The following is a 20,842-nucleotide window of genomic DNA, read 5'->3' as shown; positions in this document are numbered from 1 at the left end:
CCGGCCCCCTGGGGGGCCGGCCCGGACGTGGTGATCAGACGAGGTCGAACCGGTCGAGGTTCATGACCTTGTCCCACGCGGCGACGAAGTCCTTCACGAACTTCTCCCGCGCGTCGTCGGAGGCGTACACCTCCGCCAGGGCCCGCAGCTCGGAGTTGGAGCCGAAGACCAGGTCGGCGCGGCTGCCGGTCCACTTGACCTCGCCCGTGGCGGTGTCACGGCCCTCGAAGGTGTTCGCGTCCTCGGACGTCGACTTCCACGTCGTCCCGAGGTCGAGCAGGTTGACGAAGAAGTCGTTCGTCAACGTCCCGGGGCGGTTGGTGAGGACGCCGAGGGGGGACTGCTGGTGGTTCGCGCCCAGGACACGGAGGCCGCCGACGAGGACCGTCAGCTCCGGGGCGCTCAGGGTGAGCAGGTTCGCCCGGTCGAGCAGCAGGTGCTCGGCCGGAAGCCGGTTGCCCTTGCCGAGGTAGTTGCGGAACCCGTCGGCGGTCGGCTCCAGCGCGGCGAACGACTCGACGTCCGTCTGCTCCTGGGAGGCGTCCACGCGGCCCGGTGTGAACGGAACCCGGATGTCGAAGCCCGCGTCCTTGGCGGCCTGCTCGACGGCCGCGCCACCCGCCAGCACGATGAGGTCGGCCAGCGAGACCCCCTTGCCGCCGGACTGGGCGGCGTTGAAGGACTCCTGGATGCTCTCCAGGGTCCGCAGCACCGTCGCCAGCTGGTCGGGGTCGTTGACCTCCCAGCCGTTCTGCGGCTGCAGACGGATGCGCGCTCCGTTGGCGCCGCCGCGCTTGTCGCTGCCGCGGAAGGATGAGGCCGAGGCCCACGCGACGGACACGAGCTGCGACACCGACAGGCCCGTGGCGAGGACCCGCTCCTTGAGGGCGGCGACGTCCGCGTCGTCGATGAGCTCGTACGTCCGCTCCGGCAGGGGGTCCTGCCACAGCAGGGTCTCGGAGGGGACCTCCGGACCGAGGTAGCGCACGACCGGGCCCAGGTCGCGGTGGGTCAGCTTGAACCAGGCGCGGGCGAAGGCGTCCGCGAACTGGTCCGGGTTCTCCAGGAAGCGACGCGATATCTGCTCGTAGACCGGGTCGAAGCGCAGCGCCAGGTCGGTGGTGAGCATCGTCGGGAGGTGCTTCTTCGACGAGTCGTACGCGTCGGGGATGACCGCCTCGGCGTTCTTGGCGACCCACTGGTGGGCGCCGGCCGGGCTCTGGGAGAGCTCGTACTCGTAGGCGAAGAGGTTCTCGAAGAAGTTGTTGCTCCACCGGGTCGGCGTGGTGGTCCAGGTGACCTCCAGGCCGGACGTGATGGTGTCCGCGCCCTTGCCGCTCCCGTAGGTGCTCTTCCAGCCGAGGCCCTGTTCCTCGAGGGACGCGGCCTCGGGGTCGTCGCCGACGTGGTCCGCCGCGCCCGCGCCGTGGGTCTTGCCGAAGGTGTGCCCGCCCGCGATCAGGGCGACCGTCTCCTCGTCGTTCATGGCCATCCGGCGGAACGTCTCACGGATGTCGCGGGCCGCGGCGATCGGGTCCGGGTTCCCGTTCGGGCCCTCCGGGTTCACGTAGATGAGGCCCATCTGGACGGCGCCCAGGGGGTTCTCCAGCTCGCGGTCACCAGTGTACCGCTTGTCGTCGAGCCAGGTGGTCTCAGGACCCCAGTACACGTCCTCCTCGGGCTCCCAGACGTCCTCACGGCCGCCGCCGAAGCCGAAGGTCTCGAAGCCCATCGACTCCAGCGCGACATTGCCGGCGAGGATCATGAGGTCGGCCCAGGAGAGGCTCTGGCCGTACTTCTTCTTGACCGGCCACAGCAGGCGGCGGGCCTTGTCGAGGTTGGCGTTGTCCGGCCAGCTGTTCAGCGGAGCGAAGCGCTGCTGGCCGGCGCCGGCGCCGCCGCGGCCGTCGCTTATCCGGTAGGTGCCGGCGCTGTGCCAGGCCATGCGGACCATGAAGGGGCCGTAGTGGCCGAAGTCGGCGGGCCACCAGTCCTGCGAGGTGGTCAGTACCTCCGCGATGTCCCGCTTCACGGCGGGGAGGTCGAGGGCCTTGAACGCCTCGGCGTAGTCGAAGTCCTCGCCGAGGGGGTTCGCCACGGCCGGGTTCTTGGCCAGGATCTTCACATTGAGGCGCTCGGGCCACCACTGGCGGTTGCCGCCGCCCTGCGTCGGGTGCAGGGCGCGCTCGTGCGCGACCGGGCAGCCGCCTGTGCCCTCCGGCTTCGGGTCGGTGACGATTGCGTCATGGTTCTCAGGCATGGGAATCCCTCCGGATCAGGCGGATCGCTGTGCTCAGGAACTGCGGGGCGGCGGACCAGTCAGGGCCACGGTCCCGGTCCCGGTGGAGGACCTTCGTCGCATGCGCTTCCCTGCTCTTGTCCTGTCCCTTGGTTGTCGCCGGAACCGATCCTACGATGGACAAAGTCCAAGTCAATGCGATGCCGAGAAACCGAACGAATCCATTCGGCCGGGGGTCGCGGTTAGGGTGGTGGACATGAGCGATCTGCTGGAACGGCTTCGGGGGCGTGGCTGGCGGATGACGGCCCAGCGCAGGGTGGTCGCCGAGGTACTCGACGGTGAGCACGTACACCTCACCGCGGACGAGGTGCTCGCCCGCGCCACGGCCCGGCTGCCGGAGGTCTCCCGCGCCACCGTCTACAACACCCTCGGCGAGCTCGTCGCACTCGGCGAGGTGGCCGAGGTGTCCACCGACGGCCGGGCCAAGCGCTACGACCCGAACGCTCACCACCCCCACCACCACCTGGTGTGCTCGGGCTGCGGCGCCATCCGGGACGTCCACCCCGTGGGCGACCCCCTGGCCGACCTGCCCGCCTCCGAACGGTTCGGCTTCACCGTCTCCGACGTCGAGGTGACCTACCGGGGCATGTGCCCCGACTGCGCCCGCCCCTGAACGGGACGCGGTCCCGGGCGCCGCGGGCCGCCTCCCGGTGAGGGTCGCCGGGGGTACGCGCGGACGCGGCGGGCGCACCACGCGATGCGTCGGCCGGCCGGGTCCACGGCCTGCGCGCCCCGCCCCTTTCACGGCCCGCCGCCCCCGTTCCGTTCCCCGTAGAGGAGTCCACCGGCATGCACGACACCATGTGGGACACCATCGAGCGCCTCGCCCGCCGCTTCGACGACCACGACGAGCAACGCGGCCTGGCCCCGCAGGAGCAGTGGACGCTCCAGGTGTTGAAGATCGCCGAGGAAACCGGTGAGGCGTCCCAGGCCGTCATCGGCGCACGCGGCACCAACCCCCGGAAAGGGGAGAGCCACGACTGGAACGACGTCCATGCCGAGGTCGCTGACGTGATCATCACCGGCCTGATCGCGCTCCACCGGATGCGGCCGGACGATGCCGCGCACTACCTTCAGCGGCATCTGTCCGACAAGGCGGTGCGGTTCCTGCCGCCTGCCTCCGGCGGCCCCGTTCCCGCCCCGGAAACAGCATGAGCGGCACGCGGGACCCGGCCCCCTCACGGCGGTGAGGAAGGCCCGACACCCCTGGCACGACCGCGTACGTCGACACCGCCCTCCAGCGACACGCTCAACCCGCGAAGCGGGCCATCCACTCCTCGACGTCGTCCGCCGAGCGCGGCAGGCCCGCCGACAGGTTCTCGTGACCGTCGCCGGTGACGACCAGGTCGTCCTCGATCCGGACCCCGATGCCGCGCCACTCCTCGGGCACGGTGAGGTCGTCCGGCTGGAAGTACAGGCCGGGCTCGACCGTGAGCACCATGCCCGGCTCCAGCACGCCGTCGACGTACTCCGCGTTACGGGCCTGCGCGCAGTCATGGACGTCCAGACCGAGCATGTGACCGGTGCCCGCCATGGTGAAGCGGCGCTGCAGGCCCAGCTCGTACGCGCGCTCGGCCGGGCCCGCGATGAAGCCCCACTCGACCAGCCGGGCCGCGAGGTGGCGCTGGGACGCCTCGTGGAAATCCCGGTACGCGGCTCCGGGCTTGACCGCCGCCATGCCGGCTTCCTGGGCCTCGTACACCGCCTCGTAGACCTCGCGCTGGAGGGGCGTGAAGGTGCCGCTGATCGGCAGTGTGCGGGTCACGTCGGCCGTGTAGAGGGTGCGCGTCTCCACCCCGGCGTCCAGCAGGAGCAGGTCCCCCGGGCGCACCGGACCGTCGTTGTCCGTCCAGTGCATGATCGTGGCGTGCTCGCCCGCGGCGCAGATCGAGCCGTAGCCGACGGAGTTGCCTTCGAGGCGTGCGCGGCGGAAGAACGTGCCCTCGATCCACCGCTCCGACGAGGCGACCGCCTCGGACAGCTCCCCGATCACATCGGTGAATCCGCGCACCGTGGAGTCCACGGCCTTGCGGAGTTCGGCGATCTCCCAGTCGTCCTTGACGAGGCGCAGGTCGCCGAGTGCCTCCTCGAGTTCGGCGTCCCGCTCCTCCTCGGTGGTGACCGCGGCCTCCAGGGACGGGTCGACACCGCGGACGATGCGGGTCGGCGCACCGGAGGCGGCGGCCAGGTCGGCGGCCGCCGTCCGGACGTCGCGGCAGGAGAGCCCGAGCACGCGCTCCGACTCGGCGAGGGAGCGGCGCCTGCCCATCCAGAGCTCCGCCGTGGCGCCGGTCCAGAATTCGTCATTGTCCCGGCTGTCCCGCGGCAGCTGGTAGCAGTACGCGTCGTGTCCGCCGTCCGTACGCGGTTCGAGGACGAGAGCGCCGTCCCGGGCCTGGTCCCCCGTCATGTGCACATAGCCCGAGTACGGCCGGAACGGGTACGTGTCGTCGTTCGAACGGACCTTGAGGTTCCCGGAGGGAATCACGAGGCGTTCGCCCGGGAAGCGCGCGGAGAGCGCGGCACGTCGGCGGGCCGCGTACGGGGCCTGCTCGCCGAGCCGCAGGTCGCGCCGCTCGGTGTCCGCCCACCCGGTCCGCATGAGCGCGGACAGTTCCTCGGAAATCCCTGAGTAGAGACCGTTCTTCCGGCCTTTCGCCACGGCGTGCACCTGCTTCCTCGGTGGGTTCCTCGGTGGCGAGGTGCCAGGCGGGCCGTACGCTCGGGCCCCGCCTGCCGCCGGGTTCGGCCCGGGCGTCCTCGCCGCCGCCGGTGGTCGGCGGCCCGCGCACGGTATCCCGCGGCGGGCACGGCCGGGGCAGAGGAGTGCCACTGGCACGGATCGGCCACATCGCCCTGCGGAGGCGCTCGATAATGCGGCGTATGACGAACGCCAAACTCGGTGAGGCCCTGCAGCTCCTGGGCATCGATCGGACGGCCGCCCAGGTGTACCTGGCGCTGCTCGAACTGGCCCCCGCTCCACTGAGCGCGATCGCCGCCGCGACCGGTCTGGGCGGTGCGGAACTGGCCGTGGCGTACGGGACGCTGGTCGACGCCGGTCTGGCCAGCGCCGCCGAGGAGGGCGGGGACGTGGTGGCCCCGGTTCCGCCGACCGCCGGCCTGGAGATCCTCGCCCGGCGCCGGGCGACCGAGATCGAGGAGTCACGGGTCACCGTCGGGGGCGCGTTCGAGTCGTTCCGGCGACAGCGGCTCGCCGCGTACAACGACGACCTCGTCGAGGTCGTCACCGGCGAGGCCGTCGGTCCACGGATCCGTCACGCCTGGGCGAGCGCCCGCGAGCAGATCCGGCAGTTCGAGTCACCGCCGTACTTCCCCCTGGCCGGCGCCACGGACGACGCGCTGGCCACGCTCGCCCGCGGGGTGACGCAGCGCGTCATCTACTCGCGGGAGTCCCTGGAGTACCCGGGCCATCTGACCGAGGTCATCGAACCCTGCGTCAAGGCCGGCGAGCAGGCCAGGGTGCTGCCGTCGGTACCGGTGAAGCTCGTGATCATCGACGAGGCGTACGCGCTCGTGTCGCTGTCGATCAAAGAGGCCGACGTGCACAACACCATGCTCGTCGTGCAGCCGTGCGGTCTGCTCTCCGCTCTCATGGCCCTGTTCGAGCAGTCGTGGCAGAACGCGCTGCCGTTCCACGGCCGCACCACCCGTCCGGGCGGACTGCCTCCCGCCGACCGCCGCCTGCTCTGGCTGCTCGCGGGCGGCGCGAGCGACGACGTCATCGCCCGCGAGATGGGATTCAGCCGCCGCACGCTGTATCGCCGCCTGCAGGTACTGATGGCCCGGCTGGGCGCCTCGAACCGCTTCCAGATGGCCTTGCACGCACAGCGCAGCGGATGGCTGTGACCGGCATGCCGCGCGGCCCGCGACACATGTGATGCAGGTCACATCATCGAGTGTCATACGCGGAGGCCCCCGGAAACGTGTGAAGGGCGCAACACCGCCTACAACAGCAGGAGTTGGTTCATATGCGTACACGCCTCGCCTTCAGCGTGATCACCACGGCTCTCCTCGCAGTGGTGCTGGGCCTCGGCGCCGCCCCGGCGGGAGCCACGACCGCCACCACCGGCGAGGCCCGTCGGGTCACCGCCCCGTCGCAGGTGCTGGACGCACCGCCCGGCTGGATCCACCGGGGGAAGTACATCACCCACGGCGGCTGCGTGGAGGCCGGGGTGGACGGCATCCAGCGCGGGCACTGGGACTCCTACCAGTGCGCCAACGGTTTCTTCTGGAACCTGTGGACGAACCGCTGACCACAACCGCCCGGGGGAACGGGGGGTGACCAGGGCGGGCCGGGGCTCGATCTCCGGCCCGCCCTGTCATGTGCGGTCGGCGCAGGGCGGACGGTAGTCCAGGCCGGGGAAGTACCGGGACCACTGGGCCCGGCTGATGGTGACGCGCACATGCCCGCAGGCACGGGAGAGCCCGGAGCCCAGGTCGGTGTCCCAGACGTGGACGGTCTGGTCGGCGCTCACCGTGATGGCCGCCGCCCTGCCCGCGCGGGGGTCGGCCACGTCCCACAGGCGGGCCGTGCGGTCGTCGCTCCCGGAGGCCAGTGTGCGGCCGTCACGGCTGTAGGCGAGCGCGTCGACGAAGTTCTCGTGGCCTGTAAGGACGCCGATGGTGGGCGCGTCGCGCGGATCGGTCACGTCCCAGAGGCGGATGGTGCGGTCGTCGGAGCCCGAGGCCAGTGTCCTGCCGTCGGGGCTGAAGACCACCGGTTTGACGTTGAGCGAGTGACCGGTCAACACGGAGAGCAGGCGAGGGCGGGCCGGGTCGGCCACGTTCCAGAGCCGGATGGTGTCGTCGTAGCTGCCGGTGGCGGCCATGCTCCCGTCCGGGCTCACGGCCATGGAGTACACGGTCTCCGTGTGACCCGTGGGCGTCCGCGACAGGAGTGCGGGGCGTCGGGGGTCGGACACGTCCCAGAGGCGGATCGCGCGGTCGGCACCGACGCTCATCAGCGTGCCCCCGCGCGGACCGTGCGCGTCCCGTGGCCCGAAGGCCAGGGCGTGGGCGCTGCCGTCGAGGCCGGCGAGCGTGGCGAGCCGGCGGGGGCGCCGGGGCGTCGCCATGTCCCACAGGTCGATGCGGCGGTCACCGCCCGCCATGGCGACGGTGCGGCCGTCCGGGCCGACGGCCAGCGTGTACCCGGCCGGGGTCGGCGCGGCCGGGGTGGGCGGGGCCGGAGTGACGGACAGCGTACTGAGCAGGGCGTTCTTGGTGCTTCCGCTCGGTGCCAGGCGGTACGCGGCCAGAGCGATCTGGACGGCCAGTGACTGGTCGTGGGGGCGCAGCCGCACCGACGTGTCGGCGGCCTGCAGCGCCAGGGCACGGTTGCGCTGGAGGGTGACCGTGTTCCGCGCGTGCACGGCGATGCCGACGGCGGTCGCCGCGCACACCAGAAGGACGACGAGGGCCGCGACGAGTCGGCGCAGACGGCGGACCCGGCGGCGTACGCGCATGGCTTCCTTCCTCCCGGCCGTCTCGCTCGCGTCGAGGAAGGCCCGTTCCCGGGCCGTCAGCGTCTCCTTGGGGATGTCCATGGCGGCGGCCAGGCGTACTCCGCGCAAGAGACTGTCGGGGTCCCGGTCCAAGGACTCCCAGACGGCGGTGGCCTCGGTGAGCCCGCGGTGCAGACGCAACCGGTCCCGGTCCTCGCACAGCCATCGTCCGAGACGGGGCCAGCAGCGGATCAGGGCCTCGTGCGTCATCTCGACGTGGTCGCGGTCGGCGGTCAGCAGACGTGCCCGGGTGGCTCGTTCGAGGACCAGCACGGTGTCGGGGGTGTCGTCGAGCTCGTGGCGCGGGACGCGCCGCTTGGTGTCCTCCGTGCCCTCCCCGAGTGCGATGAGCCGCAGGAAGAGCCGGCGGGCGGTCTCCTGCTGGGTGGCGGACAGACCGGAGTGGAAGGCCTCGGCAGTCTGGGCGAGTGCCCCCTCGAACCCGCCGGCCGCCTGGAACCCGGCCAGGGTGAGGGTGTGGCCACGGCGCCGGCGCCAGGTCTCCAGGAGTGCGTGCGACAGCAGCGGGAGTGCCCCGGGCCTGCCGTGGGCACCGGCCGTGAGGGCCGCGAGGAGGGCGCCCTCGACGGTCAGCCCGGCGCGGGCGGCGGGCCGGACGATCGCCGCCCGGAGTTCGTCGGTGGTCATCGGACCGACGGGGACGTGGGCGTCGGCCAAGGCGTCCACGAGGCCCGGCAGGCGAGTGCAGTGCGTGTAGAAGTCGGACCGTACGGCAAGGGCGACGCGGCAGCGGCTGTCGGGAGCCTGTACGGCGTGGAGGAGCGCGCCGACGAAGGCGTCCCGTTCCTCCGTATCGCGGCAGAGGGTGAACACCTCCTCGAACTGGTCCACGAGGAGCATCAGTTCCTCCGCCGGATCCGGTGAGCCGGCCGTGATCTGCCGCACGACGCGGTGCAGTGTGCGCGGCTCCGCCGTGAGTTCGGCGCGCAGGGCACCCGGAGTGACATGGGCGCGGGAGGCGAGCTGGATCGCGCATTCCTCCAAGGGGCTCGGCCCGGGAGTGAGGATCAGGGCGGGTGATCGGGAAATTCTGGGGAGCACTCCGGCGCGCAACACGGAGGACTTTCCGGATCCCGATGCCCCGAACAGAACGAGGAATCTCTCTTTCTCCAGGTGTTCGACCAGCCTGTCGGTGAGACTCTCACGCCCGAAGAACGCATCGGCGTCCACCTGCTGAAAGGACGCCAGGCCGACATAGGGCGGAGGGGTCGTGTCCCCGGCCCGCTCGGGGTCCGTGCCGTCCGTGCCGTCGGGACGGCCCGTCGCCGCGGCGCACTCGGCCGCCGTTCTGCGCCAGATCAGCTCCCATTCCCGCTCGTCACCGCCGCAGGCCCGGACGTAGGCGAGGGTGACGGCCAGGGTGGGAAGTTGACGTCCGGCCGCCGCTCCGGAAAGCGTCGCGATCGAGTAGTGCGCCCGCCGCGCCAGTTCCCGATAGGTGGGGCCGCCGGCCCGTTCCCGCAATCCGCGCAATTGGGCGGCGAATTCGCGTAGTGGGCCGCCCTCCGCGTCCAGCGGACGCTCTCCACGTGGCACCTGTACGCACCTCCCCGGGGTCAGCCGGATTGTTCACCATGCGTTTGTTCAGTGCCAGTCGACCGATCGTGAACAACGGGACTGCGGCTACAAACGGCACATCAGGTTCCGTAACGGCCGGGCCGGACCGCGATCGCGCCCACCCGGTGGAACGTCCCCCCCCCGCCCCCCCCCAGGAGTCCTCATGCACGCCAACACGTCACACCGCGAGGAACGCCCGCTCAAGGTCACCAAGGTCGCCGATCTGACCGGCCCCGGTATCACCACACGGTTCCGCATGGAGGCCACCGACCTGGGCGTACCGGTGCGTGTGCCCGACGGCAGGCTCCTGTTCGTCTTCGGTGACACCTTCGAGGAGGCGTGGGTCGGCGGTGGCTGGTGGCGCTCGCCCGTGGCGCTGTACGGGCACCCCGGCGGCCCCGACGGGCGGATCATCTGGACGGGAGCGGTGGGCGGTCGCCACGCCCGGCAGCTGCTGCCGTACGACCACCACGGACCGGAGTACTCCACCGTGCTGCCGTCCGACGCGATCACCCTCGGCGACACCGTGTACCTGCACGTCATGGTGAACAAGGGCCTCGGCAACGTGGTGCGCACCGAGATCTGGCGATCCGACGACTCGGGCGCGACCTGGCTCCGCACCGGTGCCGTGTTCCCGCCGGGCCTGCACGGCGGCATGTTCCAGCTGCTGACCTGGGCGCCCGGCGACGACGGCTACGTCCACGTCCTGTCGACCGGGTTCCAGCGCGACAAGCCGGTCATCCTGCACCGGGTCCGCCCCGGGCGGCTGACGGATCCCGCCGCGTACGAGCCGTGGGGCCTGGCCGGGGGCCGCTGGGACTGGGGGAACCCGCCGACCCCCGTCCTCGACGGACGGTTCGGCGAGATGTGCCTGCGACCGCTCGACGGCCGGTGGCTCCTGACCTGGTTCAACCAGGGCGACTACCGGATCGAGGGCCTGGTCGCCGACCATCCCACGGCGAACCTGCGCGCCGCGCACCGTCGCACGCTGCTGTGGGGCACGGCCTGGGGCCAGGAGGACGACTCCCACGTGGCGCAGTTGTACGGCGGCTACGTCGTCCCCGGTTCCACGCTCGACGACCTCCATCTGTCGGTGAGCCAGTGGAACACCGCGGTGGGCCGGCCCTACCGGGTGATGCAGTTCCGCGTCCAGGGCCTGGCCCGCTGACCCCCCGCCAGGCATCAGGAACGACAGGAGTCACAGGAGTGTCATCAGACGTGAGCACACGAACGGCAGCCACGGCGGCTCGGACGGACACCCGTCCTCACGCGGCCGCGGAGCTCCGCCCCGTTGGCGTCGCGTGGTCCGACCGCCCGGCCCCGGCGGGGAACGGCTTCGACGAGGTGTTCAGCTCGCTGCTGCCACGCCTGTACCGGCGTTCGGCGCAGCTGACCGGGGGCGCGTCCCACTCCGCCGAGGACGCGGTGCACGACACGTACCTGAAACTGGCGGCCCGACCGCAGCCGTTCCTGGACCATCCGGACCCGTACGCCTACGCCTTCCGCGCCCTGCTCAGCGTCATCCGTGACCGTATGCGGCGGGAACGGAGACTCGTGCCGACGGCCGAGGTCGAACCCCGCTCGGCCGGCGGCTGGGACGGTGGCGTGGAGCGGCGGGCGGCGGAGATCGACGTCCTGCGGCTCCTCAGGCTGCTCACACCGCAGCAGGCGGGCACGGTGATCCTCGTGGACGTCGACGGGTACACCCTCGACCAGGCGGCCAGCATCATGGGCGTGCACCGTGGCACGGTCGCGCGTACGCGTGCGCGTGCCCTGGACCGTCTGCGCCTTTGGATGCGGGCCGACGCCCGATACGGCCGGGAGTGACATGGGGCAGGGCTGCCCAGGTAAGGCATGTACTCCGTGAGAGGGTGTGCCATCGAGGGGCGCGGGCGCCCGGCGGCCCTTGCTCGGAGTGTTCCGCGCACCACGACCGCACGGACAAGGCGATGAGGAGGACCCCCCATGAAGGCCGCCGAAGACGGACGGCAGCATCTGGACGCGGCCAGCGTCAACGCGAAACAGACGCTCCTCCAGCTCCTCGGCCGGGCGGGGGTCTTCTCCGGTGACGCGGAGGAGCTCATCGGGCTCGTCGAGGCCGGGGCGCTCGCTCTCGCGCACCGGGAGATCAGCCGGATCGGCATGAGCGCGCCGGGGGACAAGGGCGAGCTCTACGAGTCCGGCTGGCTCGACGGCACCCATGCCGTCGCCGGGGAACTGGACGACCTCACCGAGCGGGCGGTACGGCGCGCCGTCGCCGCGGATCCGTCGGCACCGTCCGCGGACGACCGTCCTCCCGTCAGGAGGATGCAGGTGGAACGGGCGAAGGTGGCGGTCACGCCCCTCTACCTCTCGTTCAGCGCCGTCTCCGACCTCGATCCCGAGGTGTCCGAGCAGGTGCTCACCGCCGTTCTGGGCACCATGACCTCCAGGCAACGGGCCGGATACGCGGGCCGGCTGGCGGAGTTCGCCTCGGCCCACCGCGTACGCCTGGAGCGGCTGTACGCGGAGTACGGCCCCGGGAGCGCCATCGCGATCCACGGCCGCTACTCCCTCCTCCACTCCCCCACCAGCATCGCCGTACTCGAACGACTCGCCACGGCGGCGCCGGCGTTGCGGGAGGAGTGGGACACCGCCGAACTGCCGCCCGCGTGGCTGGAGGGGCTCAAGACGGCCTGGGACGCGTCGGTCTGACCGACGGACCTCCGCGTCCCCGTCCCCGTGCGGGTCACCGGAACCTCGGGGCGGGCGGTGCTCGACGAGCGGTGTCAGAGGCGACGGCTAGCCTGCACCCATGATCACGAGCACTGGTGACGACGACCGCCTCTTCCCGCCCGCCCTGGCCGACATGGCGGGTGTCGCGTTCGACTACGACGAGGGCCGGGGGATCGACTTCGAGCCGTACGAGGCGTTCGACTCCGCCGAGGAGACCACCGACTGGCTGCGCGGCTGGACCGGTAACCAGGACGTGGACGGCGGCGCGTACCGCGTGTTCGGGCAGGACGGCACGGGCGGGCTCGCCGCCCTGTGGTGCATACGGGCCGGCCGGCCCCTCGGCGAGCAACCCGTGGTGTTCCTCGGCTCGGAGGGCGCGTGCGGTGTGGTCGCCGGGAACCTGTCCGACTTCCTGTGGGTGCTGGCGGACGGCATGGGGCCGATGGAGGCGGTCGAGTACGACGACCACTCGCACCGTCGCCCGGACGCGGTGCTGACCGCGCTCGCACGGCGGCACGCGACCACCCCGCGCCGGCCCGCCCACGAGATCATCGCCGCTGCCCGGGCCGAGTTCCCGGCGTACGTGGAGGACGTCGAGGCCCTCTGCCGGTGAGTGACCGGTGAGGGGGCCACCCGCGGGCTTCAAGTCACCCGCCGCACGGGCCGGTTCGGCCGCCGGATTCGTACCCGTGTCGGGAACCGGTGGGGCGCGTTGACACTCATGGTCCATGGGTACGGGGGGCGGCGCACCGGCGCCGGACTCCCTCAGTTTTCTACGGCTCACGCCATCCCGTGTGCCGTACCGATCGAGTCGAGGACCTGACGTGACCTTGTCGACGCACCGACGCCTGGCCGCAAGCGCCACCCTGATCGCCGCGCTCGCCGCCGGGCTCGCCCCCACCGGCGCGTTCGCCGCGCCCTCCACCCCCGCCACCGCACAAGCGGCCACTCCCGCCCCCGACATGGAGGGCGTGGTCGGGGCCCTGAACGCCGCCATGGGTCAGGGCGCCCCGGGCGCGATGGCCCGGTTCACCGGTCCGGAGGGCGTGGAGGCGCGGACCGTGGGAGTCCGGGACCGTGTCTCGGGCACGCCCATGGACACCCGGGCACGCTTCCGTATCGGCAGCGTCAGCAAGACCTTCTCCTCCGTGGTGCTGCTCCAGTTGGTGGACGAAGGCAGAGTGGAGCTCGACGCTCCGGTGAACCGGTACGTGCCCGGGCTGCTGCCGGACGACCGGATCACGGTTCGGCACCTGCTGACCCACCGGAGCGGCCTGGCCGACTACACGGAGGCGATGTTCGCCCGAACAGTGCCCGGCTTCGAGTCCGTGCGGAACCGGGTGTTCAGCTACCAGGAGCTGCTGGACCTCTCGCTGAGCGAACCGCGCACCACCGAGCCCGGCGTGGCGTACAAGTACTCCAACGCCAACTTCGTGGTGGTCGGCATGCTCATCGAGAAGGTCACCGGCAAGCCGGTCGCCCACGCCTACGAGCACCGCATCATCAAGCCGCTGCGACTGCGCAACACGTCGTACGTGCACCCCGACACCCGCATCAAGGGGATGCACGTGCGTGGCTACCTGCACCCCGACGAGGCCGGCGCCGCGCTCGTCGACTCCACGGAGCAGACGGTGTCCTGGGCGCAGTCGGCCGGGGCGGTCATCTCCAACCCGGCGGACCTCAACACCTTCATGACCGCGCTGATGAGGGGTCGCCTGCTGTCGGCGCGAATGCTGGACGCCATGACCACGGTCACCCCGACGGACTCGGCGAACACCCGGTTCTACGGGCTCGGCCTGCGCCGTTACGACCTGTCCTGCGGCGCCCAGGTGTACGGGCACACCGGCACCGTACAGGGGTACTACACCTACGCGTTCGCGACCCGGGACGGTCGCCGCAGCCTGTCCGCGATGGCCAACACCTCGAACCGGGGCGTGGCCAACACGGCGCTCGGCGGAACGCTGGAGGCCGCGTTCTGCGGGAAGAAGCCGGCCGCGGCGGCATCGACGTCGCCCACGCCGCGCGGCATCCCGATACGGCCGGCCGAAGCGGACCTGCCCGAGCGCCGCTGAGACCCGGCCCGGAGTGAGGCCCCCGCACCTGAGGGGGCCTCACTCCGTGGCCACTGCCCGGCCCCTTAAGGGCCTGATCAGCCCTGGGTCGCACAAGAGCGACACCTCCGGCCGACGACGGCCGGGGAAACGCTGCCTAGCCTCCTTCCCATGAAGCCCATGAAGCGCATGAAGCCCATGGAGTTCGCGAACTCAGTGAAGTTCGCGAACTCAGTGAAGTTCGCGAGGTCAGTGAAGTTCGTGAGCCGGATGAGGTTCGTGAAGCCCATGCACCCGGGGAGGACGTTACGTAGGCCGCGTCCGGCCGCCGTCGCCGTGGTCGCCGCCCTCGCCCTCACCTCGCTTGCTCCCGCCGCGCACGCGAAGGCCCCCTCCGACCGGGCGGCCGGCGTCGCCGCCCCCGGCCAGCGGACGGCGGCCGGTGTGCGGCTGCCGGAGCCCACCGGGGAGTCGGCGGTGGGCCGGTCGACCCTCCACCTGGTGGACCGGTCCCGGGCGGACCTGTGGATGCCGGCCCGGTCGCGGGAGCTCATGGTCGACGTGTACTACCCCGCTCGGTCCGCGGCGGGCTCCCCCTCCCGGTACGCGGACCCGCGGGAGGCGCGGCTGTTGCTGGAGGACGCCGGTGTGCGGGACGCGGCGGCCGTCGCGAAGCTGAGCGCCACCCGCTCCCACAGCGTCGTCCGTGCCCTGCCGGAGCGCGGCCGGTATCCGCTGGTGCTCCTCTCCCCCGGTTTCGGAGCGCCCCGGTTCACCCTGACCACCCTCGCCGAGGAGCTGGCGAGCCGCGGCCATGTGGTCGCCACGGTGGACCACGCCTACGAGTCGGCGGGGACGGTGTTCCCGGGCGGCCGGGTGCTGACCTGTGTGGCCTGCGAGAAGGCGGAGACGCCGGAGGACATGCGGAGGGCAACCGTCAACCGCGCACAGGACCTGTCGTTCGTCCTCGACCGGCTGACCGGGTCGCACCCCGCCTGGCGTCACGCCTCCCTCATCGACCGCGAGCGGGTCGGCGCGGCCGGTCATTCGCTGGGCGGCGCCGCCGCGGCCTCCGCGATGGCGCACGACGGCCGTTTCCGCGCGGGCATCAACATGGACGGCCGCTTCGGCGAGCCCGTCCCGGAGAGCGGGCTCGGAGGGCGGCCCTTCCTGATGCTCGGCACGGACGACGCCGTCCACCGGCCCGGCGGCGAGGACGCGAGCTGGGACGCCGCATGGCGGAACCTGGACGGCTGGAAACGCTGGCTCGCCGTGGCGGGGACACACCACTTCACCTTCTCGGACCTGCCCGTCCTCTTCGACCAGCTACGCCTTCCCTACCCCGGCACACCGCCGACGATCCGTGCCGAACGCGCGATCACGGTGGTACGCACCTACACCGTGGCCTTCTTCGACCTCCACCTGAGCGACCGGCCCCGGCCGGTCCTCGACGGTCCCACGGCGGAGAACCCGGAGGTGAGGTTCCACCGGCCCGAGGGGTGAGCGGGAAGGGCGGGCGCGCGAGTTCAGAAGGCGTAGCGGATGGTCAGCCACGGGGCGTGAGCCGCCACCAGGCGGCGCACGGTCTCCACCGCAGCGGCCTTGGTGGTGTTGCGGTAGCGCACGTTCCAGCCGCCGTTCTCGGAGCGCTTGGCCTGCTGGATGCCGGGTCGCCAGATGGCGTCCTCGGCGCGCGGATGCCATTGCGTGTTGACGTCGTGCAGGTCCCTGTTGTGCGTCAGCATGATCACCTCGGCCGCCGCCTGCTCCTTCACCTCACGCGGCAGTACGTCGTCCATGTGCTGGAGCAGTTCCGCCCAGGCCTGCTCCCAGCCGGGCCTGATGACGACGGGGGACAGGTTGAAGTGCACCTCGTAGCCGGCCTCCAGGAAGTCACCGGCGGCGGCGATCCGTTGCTCGACCGGACTGGTGCGGATGTCCAGGAGCCGGGAATCGTCCGGAGGCATCACGGAGAACCGGATCCGCGTCCTTCCGCGAGGATCGAGCCGCAGCAGGTCGGGGTTGACGAACTTGGTCGCGAACGACGCCTTGGCGGTCGGCCAGCGGGTGAAGGCATGCACCAGGTCGGCGGTGTTTTCGCTGATCAGAGCGTCGACCGAGCAGTCGTTGTTCTCCCCGACGTCGTAGACCCAGGCGTCCGGGTCGCACTGGTTCGGCTCGCGCTTGGGTCCCTGCTCGGTGACGTGGCGCCGCAGTCGCGCGACGATGCGGTCGATGTTGGTGAAGACGGTGATCGGGTTGGCGTAGCCCTTGCGACGGGGGACGTAGCAGTACGCACAGGCCATGGCGCATCCGTTCGCCGCTCCGGGAGCGATCCAGTCGGCGGACCGGCCGTTGGGTCTCACGGTGAGCGTCTTCTTCTCTCCGAGAACGAGAACGGTGCTCTTGATGCGGACCCAGCGCTCGGCGTTCCCCTTGTTCCCGTGCAGGTCCGGGATGCGCCAGTGGGAGTCGACGGGGATGACCTCGGCGTCGGGGAACGCCGCGAGGATCTGTCTGCCGCGCGGGGAGGCCGCGGCTCCCGGCTCCGCGTGGATCTCCCGCACCGCCAGCATGCGGCGCGCCTCCGGCGAGTCCCGGAAACTCCGCTGTCCGGGCGGCGGGGCCGGTGTCCCCGTTCGTAGCTCCTCGAGACCGAACAGTCCGTCGGGGGGTTCGTCCGCGGGGCCGGACGGCTGGGGGGTGGGCATACCTGCTCCGGTGTGTGTCGCTTCGCCCTCCACCTTACGAGAGGGTCCGGGCCCCTTCCCGCTCCTCGCGGGCGCGCTCACGGGGAGAGACGAGCTCCCGCAGGTCGGTGATCCGGTACCCGCGGGCCTGGACGGCCCCGGCTGCCCGCCGCTCTTCGGCTGCTGGGCGTGCTCGGCATGCTCGGCATGCTCGGCATGCTCGGCGGCCACCGGTGCCGCGACCGGCCCGGTCACCGCCCCTACCACCGCGACCTGTGAAGCCGGTGGCTGAGTCATTCGAGGGGCATCCGGCACGGGCCGACGCGGCGGGGCCCGTCGTGAGGGGGCGGGTGACACGATCGCCTCCGTGGCCGCGCTGATCGAGGAGTGTCGATGAGGACGTCCGACCGTTCGCAGGCCGGGCACACCGAGCGCCCGTCCCCGTGGCTGCGCGTCCTGCCGGGAATCTCTTCCGAGCGCCGCGGTTTCGTCCTGGCTTGGTGGGGGTTCGCCCTCACCTTCGGCGGGATGCGTCTGCTCACGTGGCTCATCCACATCGACGTGGCCGGGGTGGGTGACGTCCAGGCGGGCGGGGTCCACCTCCACCATTACGTGTGGGGCATCCTGCTGCTCGTGGTGGTGGGCGCGGCAGGCCTGGCCGAACGCTCCGCGCGAGCGCGCGCCTGGATGGGGCTCGGCTACGGAGTCGGGCTGGCCCTGGTCGTGGACGAGGCGGCGTTGTTGATCAGTCTGGAAGATGTGTACTGGGACACCGAGGGCGGTGTCAGCATCGCCCTGGCCATCGCGGTGATCGCCGTCGCCGGAAGCGTCCTCGCGGTGACCGGGGCTCGGCGGCGCTCCACCACCGCCGGAGGCGGCGGCGGGGGCCGGTGACCCGCCGCGTCGCCCCGCCGCGCGGCCGCGCGCACCGCCATTCCTCAGCGCTCCTCGCAAAAGTGCAGGTCACAGCCGTCAGAGTCACTCGTTCGGCCCATCGTCCTGCGCCGATCGGCTCCCCCGCCCGTAGCGTCGAAGGGCGGCCGAGGTCTCGGCCGGAAGGGAGGCGGGATGATGAAGAGCCGTTCCGCAGTTGCCGGGGTACTGATCGGCCTCGCGTCGATCGTGCCGCTGTCCGGCGTCGCCCACGCTCAGGACCTGGACTGCCGTGACTTCGTCTACCAGGAGGACGCACAGGCGGTGTTCAACAGCGACCCGCGTGACCCGCACCGTCTCGATGAGGACCAGGGACCCGATGACGGCATCGCCTGTGAGGTGCTGCCCCGACGCAACGCCGCTGTCGCTCCCCAACCGGTGAGCCCCCGGCCTCCCACCGCCACTGCGACCCCCACCCGTGGTGTACGTGGTGGCCTGGGCGGCTCGTCCGCCTCCGGTCCCACCGACTGGCAGCTCGGCGTGGGCCTCACATTCACCGTGGGTGCCGCGCTGGCCGGCGGCTATGTGCTGAAGCGCCGCCACGGCTGACGGCGAAAGCGGCGTCGGTCCGCTCGGTCACCGGTCGGCCGGGGCAGTGGGAAGGGTTCCCACTGCCCCGGCCGGAAGTGCGGCGGAAGGCGCGGGGGCACCGGCCGGCCGTCAGCCGTTCCCGGCCTCATCGGCCTCATCGGCCACCCAGCGCAGCAGGTCTCCCGGCTGGCACTCGAGCACCTCGCAGAGCGCGGCCAGCGTGGTGAAGCGCACCGCCTTGGCGCGGCCGTTCTTGAGCACGGCCAGGTTGGCGGGGGTGATCCCGACGCGTTCCGCGAGTTCGCCCACGGACATCTTCCTCTTGGCCAGCATCACGTCGATGTCGACGGCGATCGGCATCAGATCACCTCGTCCAGCTCGGCCCGCATCCGTGTCGCCTCGACGTCGCGGGCGACGGCCTGGGCGAGCAGCATGCGCAGTACCAGGACGATGAGCGCGACGCCCAGAACCGCCAGGGAGGCCCCGCACACCAGGAGCACGATGCCCGGGGCGACGGCCTCGCCGGGCGCCAGGACGACCGCGAGCGCGAACACCAGGAGGGACGCCGCCGTGAACGCGCCGGTCACCACGTCGACGTACCGGAAGGCGGCGTGGGAGAACACCGTTCCCCTGCGCACCATCGTGACCAGGCGCCACACAGAGACCATGACCACCTGGACCGTGAGGACACCCAGGACCATGATCACGAGGAGCGGGGTGCGCAGGTACGCGTAGTCCGGGGTGAGCCCTTCCAGGTCGACGGCCAGCAGCGGCACCATCACCGCCTGCACGAACACCGAACCGGCGAGCAGCACCACGAGCACCGCTCGCAGCGCGAGCACGGTCAGCTTTCCCATCGCCTCTCCCTCGATCGAGTCACGATGGAAATCTATCGAGATTCGATAGGTTCACGCAAGGGTCGCCGGAGGCGGCTGCGTCGCGCCGGACACAAGCTCCAGCAACTCGTCCACCATTCACTGGTCGTACGCGCGCTCGCCGTACGTCACGGCCAGGACGGTGCCGTCTGGGGCGAGGAGGACGTCCGCGGGCAGGCCCGGGCGACCGTGCGGCCGGCTCCGGGATCCTCGTGAGCGCGGACCAGGAGTTCCTCGGCGGCTTCGCCGTACTGCTGCGCGGGCTCCGCGCGTGAGCGGCCGGCCTCGGCGGGGACGCTGAGCACGACCGTCCGCGCCGGGCCAGGAGGCTCGGCGCCCTCTCGGACGAGGTGGTCAGCAGGGTGGGTCGGACGGGGGTGGCGTGGCCGCATTGCGGTGGCGGGGTGCCGTCCGGCGGGGTGGCCGGGTCAGGGTGACCTGCCGTACGAGCTGCTGGAAGCAGGCCAGGGCGGCCACGGCGGGCAGGGCGGCTGCCGTCGCGTCCCGTACGGTCCTCGGGGCCTGAGCGACACAGAGCAGCACGGCGATCGTCGAGAAGAGGAGGACCGCGATCCATGAGTGGGTGGCACGCCTCCGGTGGAACGCCGCTCTGAGGATGGACAGGGAGGCGACCAGCCACGGGCCGTAGACCAGCAGGGGCCACCACCGGGTCACGGCGTCGGAGGTACGCGGCCGGGTGGCGTTGCGCAGCAGGGGCTCGTAGGCGACCACGCCGCCGTAGACGCTGACCATGCAGACGATGACGGCGGTGAGGGCCGCGATGAGTATGCTCCCGCTGCGCAGCAGGCTGACGACGCGCTTCTTCCTCGGCACACGGCGGTGGCCGGCCATCGGGTGACGTACCGGCGGGAGTTCCGCGGTGATCTGCTGCTCGTCCGCCGGCCGGCGGTCGTCACCGGGGATCGCCGGGGCGTCGACGGAGGTGGCGGTGGGCGGGACGGCCCGCTGCAGGGACGGGTCGGATTCCAGCAGGAGCCTGGCCAGTTCCTGGTCCCAGGAGGGGTCCGAGGCGTCGTCGAACGCGGGGTACGACTGCCCGCCCACCACACGGTGCTCGTAGTCGCCGTCCGGCCCCATGGTGGAGTGCCGCTGCTGATCATGGACAGGGGAGCGGGCGTATCGGCTGGGCGTCTCATACATCCCGGACCCGCCCCGTGTCCTCGCCACGGCGGACGGTGGAGGGTTCAGCGGCGTGGAACTCGGACTGAAGCCTGCTCATGGTCACCAGGAAGTCCGCCAGGACCGAGGACGAGTAGTGCAGATCGACGCACTCCGCCCCGTTACGCAGCGTGGCCCCCCTGCCGGTGGTCGATGCGGCGAAGCCCGGCGTGAATGTCCACTTGCCCGCACGGGCGGCCCCGGTGCGGTCGTACCGACTGTCTCCGGCCACGTCCCTGGGGAACGAGATACTCACCTGCGCTGTGGTCATATTCCCCCTAACGCCACGGATCTTGATCCAGGTGTGCGTCATCTGAGTGATATTCATGAGGCATATGAGCGCCCTCCGTAGACCGTTTATCGCTCCGATGGCGTGTCCGGGACAACGGCGTAACTCATGCCCGCTTCGCTCGTCACCGCAGCCTCGATTACTCGTGGATCATTTCCCTCCCCCCTCACCCGGAAG

22 protein-coding genes are annotated in these 20,842 nt (G+C 71.5%); 12 read left to right on the top strand and 10 right to left on the bottom strand.

Annotated elements, in window-relative coordinates:
• Window positions 1-34: 34 nt before the first annotated feature.
• Window positions 35-2,260, bottom strand: coding sequence for a catalase/peroxidase HPI (gene katG / locus ACZ6C1_RS20020; RefSeq protein ID WP_469242451.1), 2,226 nt, complete (start codon window positions 2,258-2,260; stop codon window positions 35-37).
• Window positions 2,261-2,495: 235 nt separating this feature from the next.
• Between katG and ACZ6C1_RS20015 the strand changes: the two genes are divergently transcribed.
• Window positions 2,496-2,912, top strand: coding sequence for a Fur family transcriptional regulator (locus tag ACZ6C1_RS20015; protein ID WP_469242450.1), 417 nt, complete (start codon window positions 2,496-2,498; stop codon window positions 2,910-2,912).
• A 176-nt stretch (window positions 2,913-3,088) separates the two neighbouring features.
• Window positions 3,089-3,454, top strand: coding sequence for a MazG-like family protein (locus tag ACZ6C1_RS20010; RefSeq protein ID WP_469242449.1), 366 nt, complete (start codon window positions 3,089-3,091; stop codon window positions 3,452-3,454).
• 94 nt (window positions 3,455-3,548) lie between these two features.
• Here the strand turns inward: ACZ6C1_RS20010 and ACZ6C1_RS20005 are convergent, their stop codons facing one another.
• Window positions 3,549-4,961, bottom strand: coding sequence for an aminopeptidase P family protein (locus ACZ6C1_RS20005; RefSeq protein WP_469242448.1), 1,413 nt, complete (start codon window positions 4,959-4,961; stop codon window positions 3,549-3,551).
• A 221-nt stretch (window positions 4,962-5,182) separates the two neighbouring features.
• Here ACZ6C1_RS20005 and ACZ6C1_RS20000 point away from each other — a divergent pair, with 221 nt between their 5' ends.
• Entirely contained in the window at window positions 5,183-6,166 is a 984-nt protein-coding gene (locus tag ACZ6C1_RS20000) for a LuxR family transcriptional regulator (RefSeq protein WP_469242447.1), read from the top strand.
• 122 nt (window positions 6,167-6,288) lie between these two features.
• The gene (locus tag ACZ6C1_RS19995) at window positions 6,289-6,573 is read left to right on the top strand and encodes a hypothetical protein (protein WP_469242446.1); all 285 of its coding nucleotides are present in this window, start codon (window positions 6,289-6,291) and stop codon (window positions 6,571-6,573) included.
• Window positions 6,574-6,639: 66 nt separating this feature from the next.
• Here ACZ6C1_RS19995 and ACZ6C1_RS19990 read toward each other — a convergent pair whose 3' ends face one another.
• Entirely contained in the window at window positions 6,640-9,381 is a 2,742-nt protein-coding gene (locus ACZ6C1_RS19990; protein WP_469242445.1) for an nSTAND1 domain-containing NTPase, read from the bottom strand.
• A gap of 184 nt (window positions 9,382-9,565) precedes the next feature.
• Between ACZ6C1_RS19990 and ACZ6C1_RS19985 the strand changes: the two genes are divergently transcribed.
• The 5 genes from ACZ6C1_RS19985 to ACZ6C1_RS19965 all read left to right on the top strand — a co-directional run bounded on the left by ACZ6C1_RS19985 (window position 9,566) and on the right by ACZ6C1_RS19965 (window position 14,189).
• A complete protein-coding gene (locus ACZ6C1_RS19985; protein WP_469242444.1) occupies window positions 9,566-10,570 on the top strand; it encodes a DUF4185 domain-containing protein in 1,005 nt (334 codons plus the stop codon).
• A gap of 50 nt (window positions 10,571-10,620) precedes the next feature.
• Entirely contained in the window at window positions 10,621-11,229 is a 609-nt protein-coding gene (locus ACZ6C1_RS19980; protein ID WP_469242443.1) for an RNA polymerase sigma factor, read from the top strand.
• 138 nt (window positions 11,230-11,367) lie between these two features.
• A complete protein-coding gene (locus tag ACZ6C1_RS19975) occupies window positions 11,368-12,096 on the top strand; it encodes a hypothetical protein (RefSeq protein WP_469242442.1) in 729 nt (242 codons plus the stop codon).
• A 100-nt stretch (window positions 12,097-12,196) separates the two neighbouring features.
• Complete coding sequence (locus tag ACZ6C1_RS19970; protein WP_469242441.1) at window positions 12,197-12,730, top strand: SMI1/KNR4 family protein; 534 nt, start codon at window positions 12,197-12,199, stop codon at window positions 12,728-12,730.
• Window positions 12,731-12,941: 211 nt separating this feature from the next.
• Entirely contained in the window at window positions 12,942-14,189 is a 1,248-nt protein-coding gene (locus tag ACZ6C1_RS19965; RefSeq protein ID WP_469242440.1) for a serine hydrolase domain-containing protein, read from the top strand.
• Between the two features lie 77 nt (window positions 14,190-14,266).
• On the opposite strand, the gene ACZ6C1_RS19960 is transcribed toward ACZ6C1_RS19965, so the two are convergent.
• The gene (locus tag ACZ6C1_RS19960) at window positions 14,267-14,458 is read right to left on the bottom strand and encodes a hypothetical protein (protein ID WP_469242439.1); all 192 of its coding nucleotides are present in this window, start codon (window positions 14,456-14,458) and stop codon (window positions 14,267-14,269) included.
• Between ACZ6C1_RS19960 and ACZ6C1_RS19955 the strand changes: the two genes are divergently transcribed.
• Window positions 14,457-15,671, top strand: coding sequence for an alpha/beta hydrolase family protein (locus ACZ6C1_RS19955; RefSeq protein ID WP_469242438.1), 1,215 nt, complete (start codon window positions 14,457-14,459; stop codon window positions 15,669-15,671). The two genes, ACZ6C1_RS19960 and ACZ6C1_RS19955, sit on opposite strands and share 2 nt — an antisense overlap.
• Window positions 15,672-15,694: 23 nt before the next feature.
• Here ACZ6C1_RS19955 and ACZ6C1_RS19950 read toward each other — a convergent pair whose 3' ends face one another.
• Complete coding sequence (locus ACZ6C1_RS19950) at window positions 15,695-16,879, bottom strand: spore photoproduct lyase family protein (RefSeq protein ID WP_469242437.1); 1,185 nt, start codon at window positions 16,877-16,879, stop codon at window positions 15,695-15,697.
• Window positions 16,880-17,251: 372 nt separating this feature from the next.
• Here ACZ6C1_RS19950 and ACZ6C1_RS19945 point away from each other — a divergent pair, with 372 nt between their 5' ends.
• Both ACZ6C1_RS19945 and ACZ6C1_RS19940 read left to right on the top strand, forming a co-directional pair.
• On the top strand, window positions 17,252-17,752 hold the full coding sequence (locus ACZ6C1_RS19945) for a hypothetical protein (protein WP_469242436.1): 501 nt from the start codon (window positions 17,252-17,254) through the stop codon (window positions 17,750-17,752).
• A 177-nt stretch (window positions 17,753-17,929) separates the two neighbouring features.
• Window positions 17,930-18,340, top strand: coding sequence for an excalibur calcium-binding protein (locus ACZ6C1_RS19940; RefSeq protein WP_469242636.1), 411 nt, complete (start codon window positions 17,930-17,932; stop codon window positions 18,338-18,340).
• A 111-nt stretch (window positions 18,341-18,451) separates the two neighbouring features.
• Here ACZ6C1_RS19940 and ACZ6C1_RS19935 read toward each other — a convergent pair whose 3' ends face one another.
• From ACZ6C1_RS19935 to ACZ6C1_RS19915, 5 genes are all read right to left on the bottom strand, one after another.
• Entirely contained in the window at window positions 18,452-18,682 is a 231-nt protein-coding gene (locus ACZ6C1_RS19935) for a helix-turn-helix domain-containing protein (RefSeq protein WP_469242435.1), read from the bottom strand.
• Window positions 18,682-19,179, bottom strand: coding sequence for a DUF2975 domain-containing protein (locus ACZ6C1_RS19930; protein WP_469242434.1), 498 nt, complete (start codon window positions 19,177-19,179; stop codon window positions 18,682-18,684). Before ACZ6C1_RS19930 ends, ACZ6C1_RS19935 begins: the two co-directional genes overlap by 1 nt.
• Before the next feature lie 146 nt (window positions 19,180-19,325).
• Window positions 19,326-19,502, bottom strand: a complete 177-nt coding sequence (locus ACZ6C1_RS19925) for a hypothetical protein (RefSeq protein WP_469242433.1) — start codon at window positions 19,500-19,502, stop codon at window positions 19,326-19,328.
• Between the two features lie 49 nt (window positions 19,503-19,551).
• Window positions 19,552-20,358, bottom strand: a complete 807-nt coding sequence (locus ACZ6C1_RS19920) for a DUF2637 domain-containing protein (RefSeq protein ID WP_469242432.1) — start codon at window positions 20,356-20,358, stop codon at window positions 19,552-19,554.
• Window positions 20,351-20,704 carry a hypothetical protein gene (locus ACZ6C1_RS19915; protein WP_469242431.1) on the bottom strand — a complete coding sequence of 118 codons (354 nt, stop codon included), beginning with the start codon at window positions 20,702-20,704 and terminating at the stop codon, window positions 20,351-20,353. The genes ACZ6C1_RS19920 and ACZ6C1_RS19915 overlap by 8 nt, the downstream gene beginning before the upstream one ends.
• Window positions 20,705-20,842: the final 138 nt, after the last annotated feature.

The sequence above is a fragment of the Streptomyces sp. NPDC041796 genome (assembly GCF_055590785.1).
This window is presented reverse-complemented; position numbering and strand designations above follow the sequence as displayed.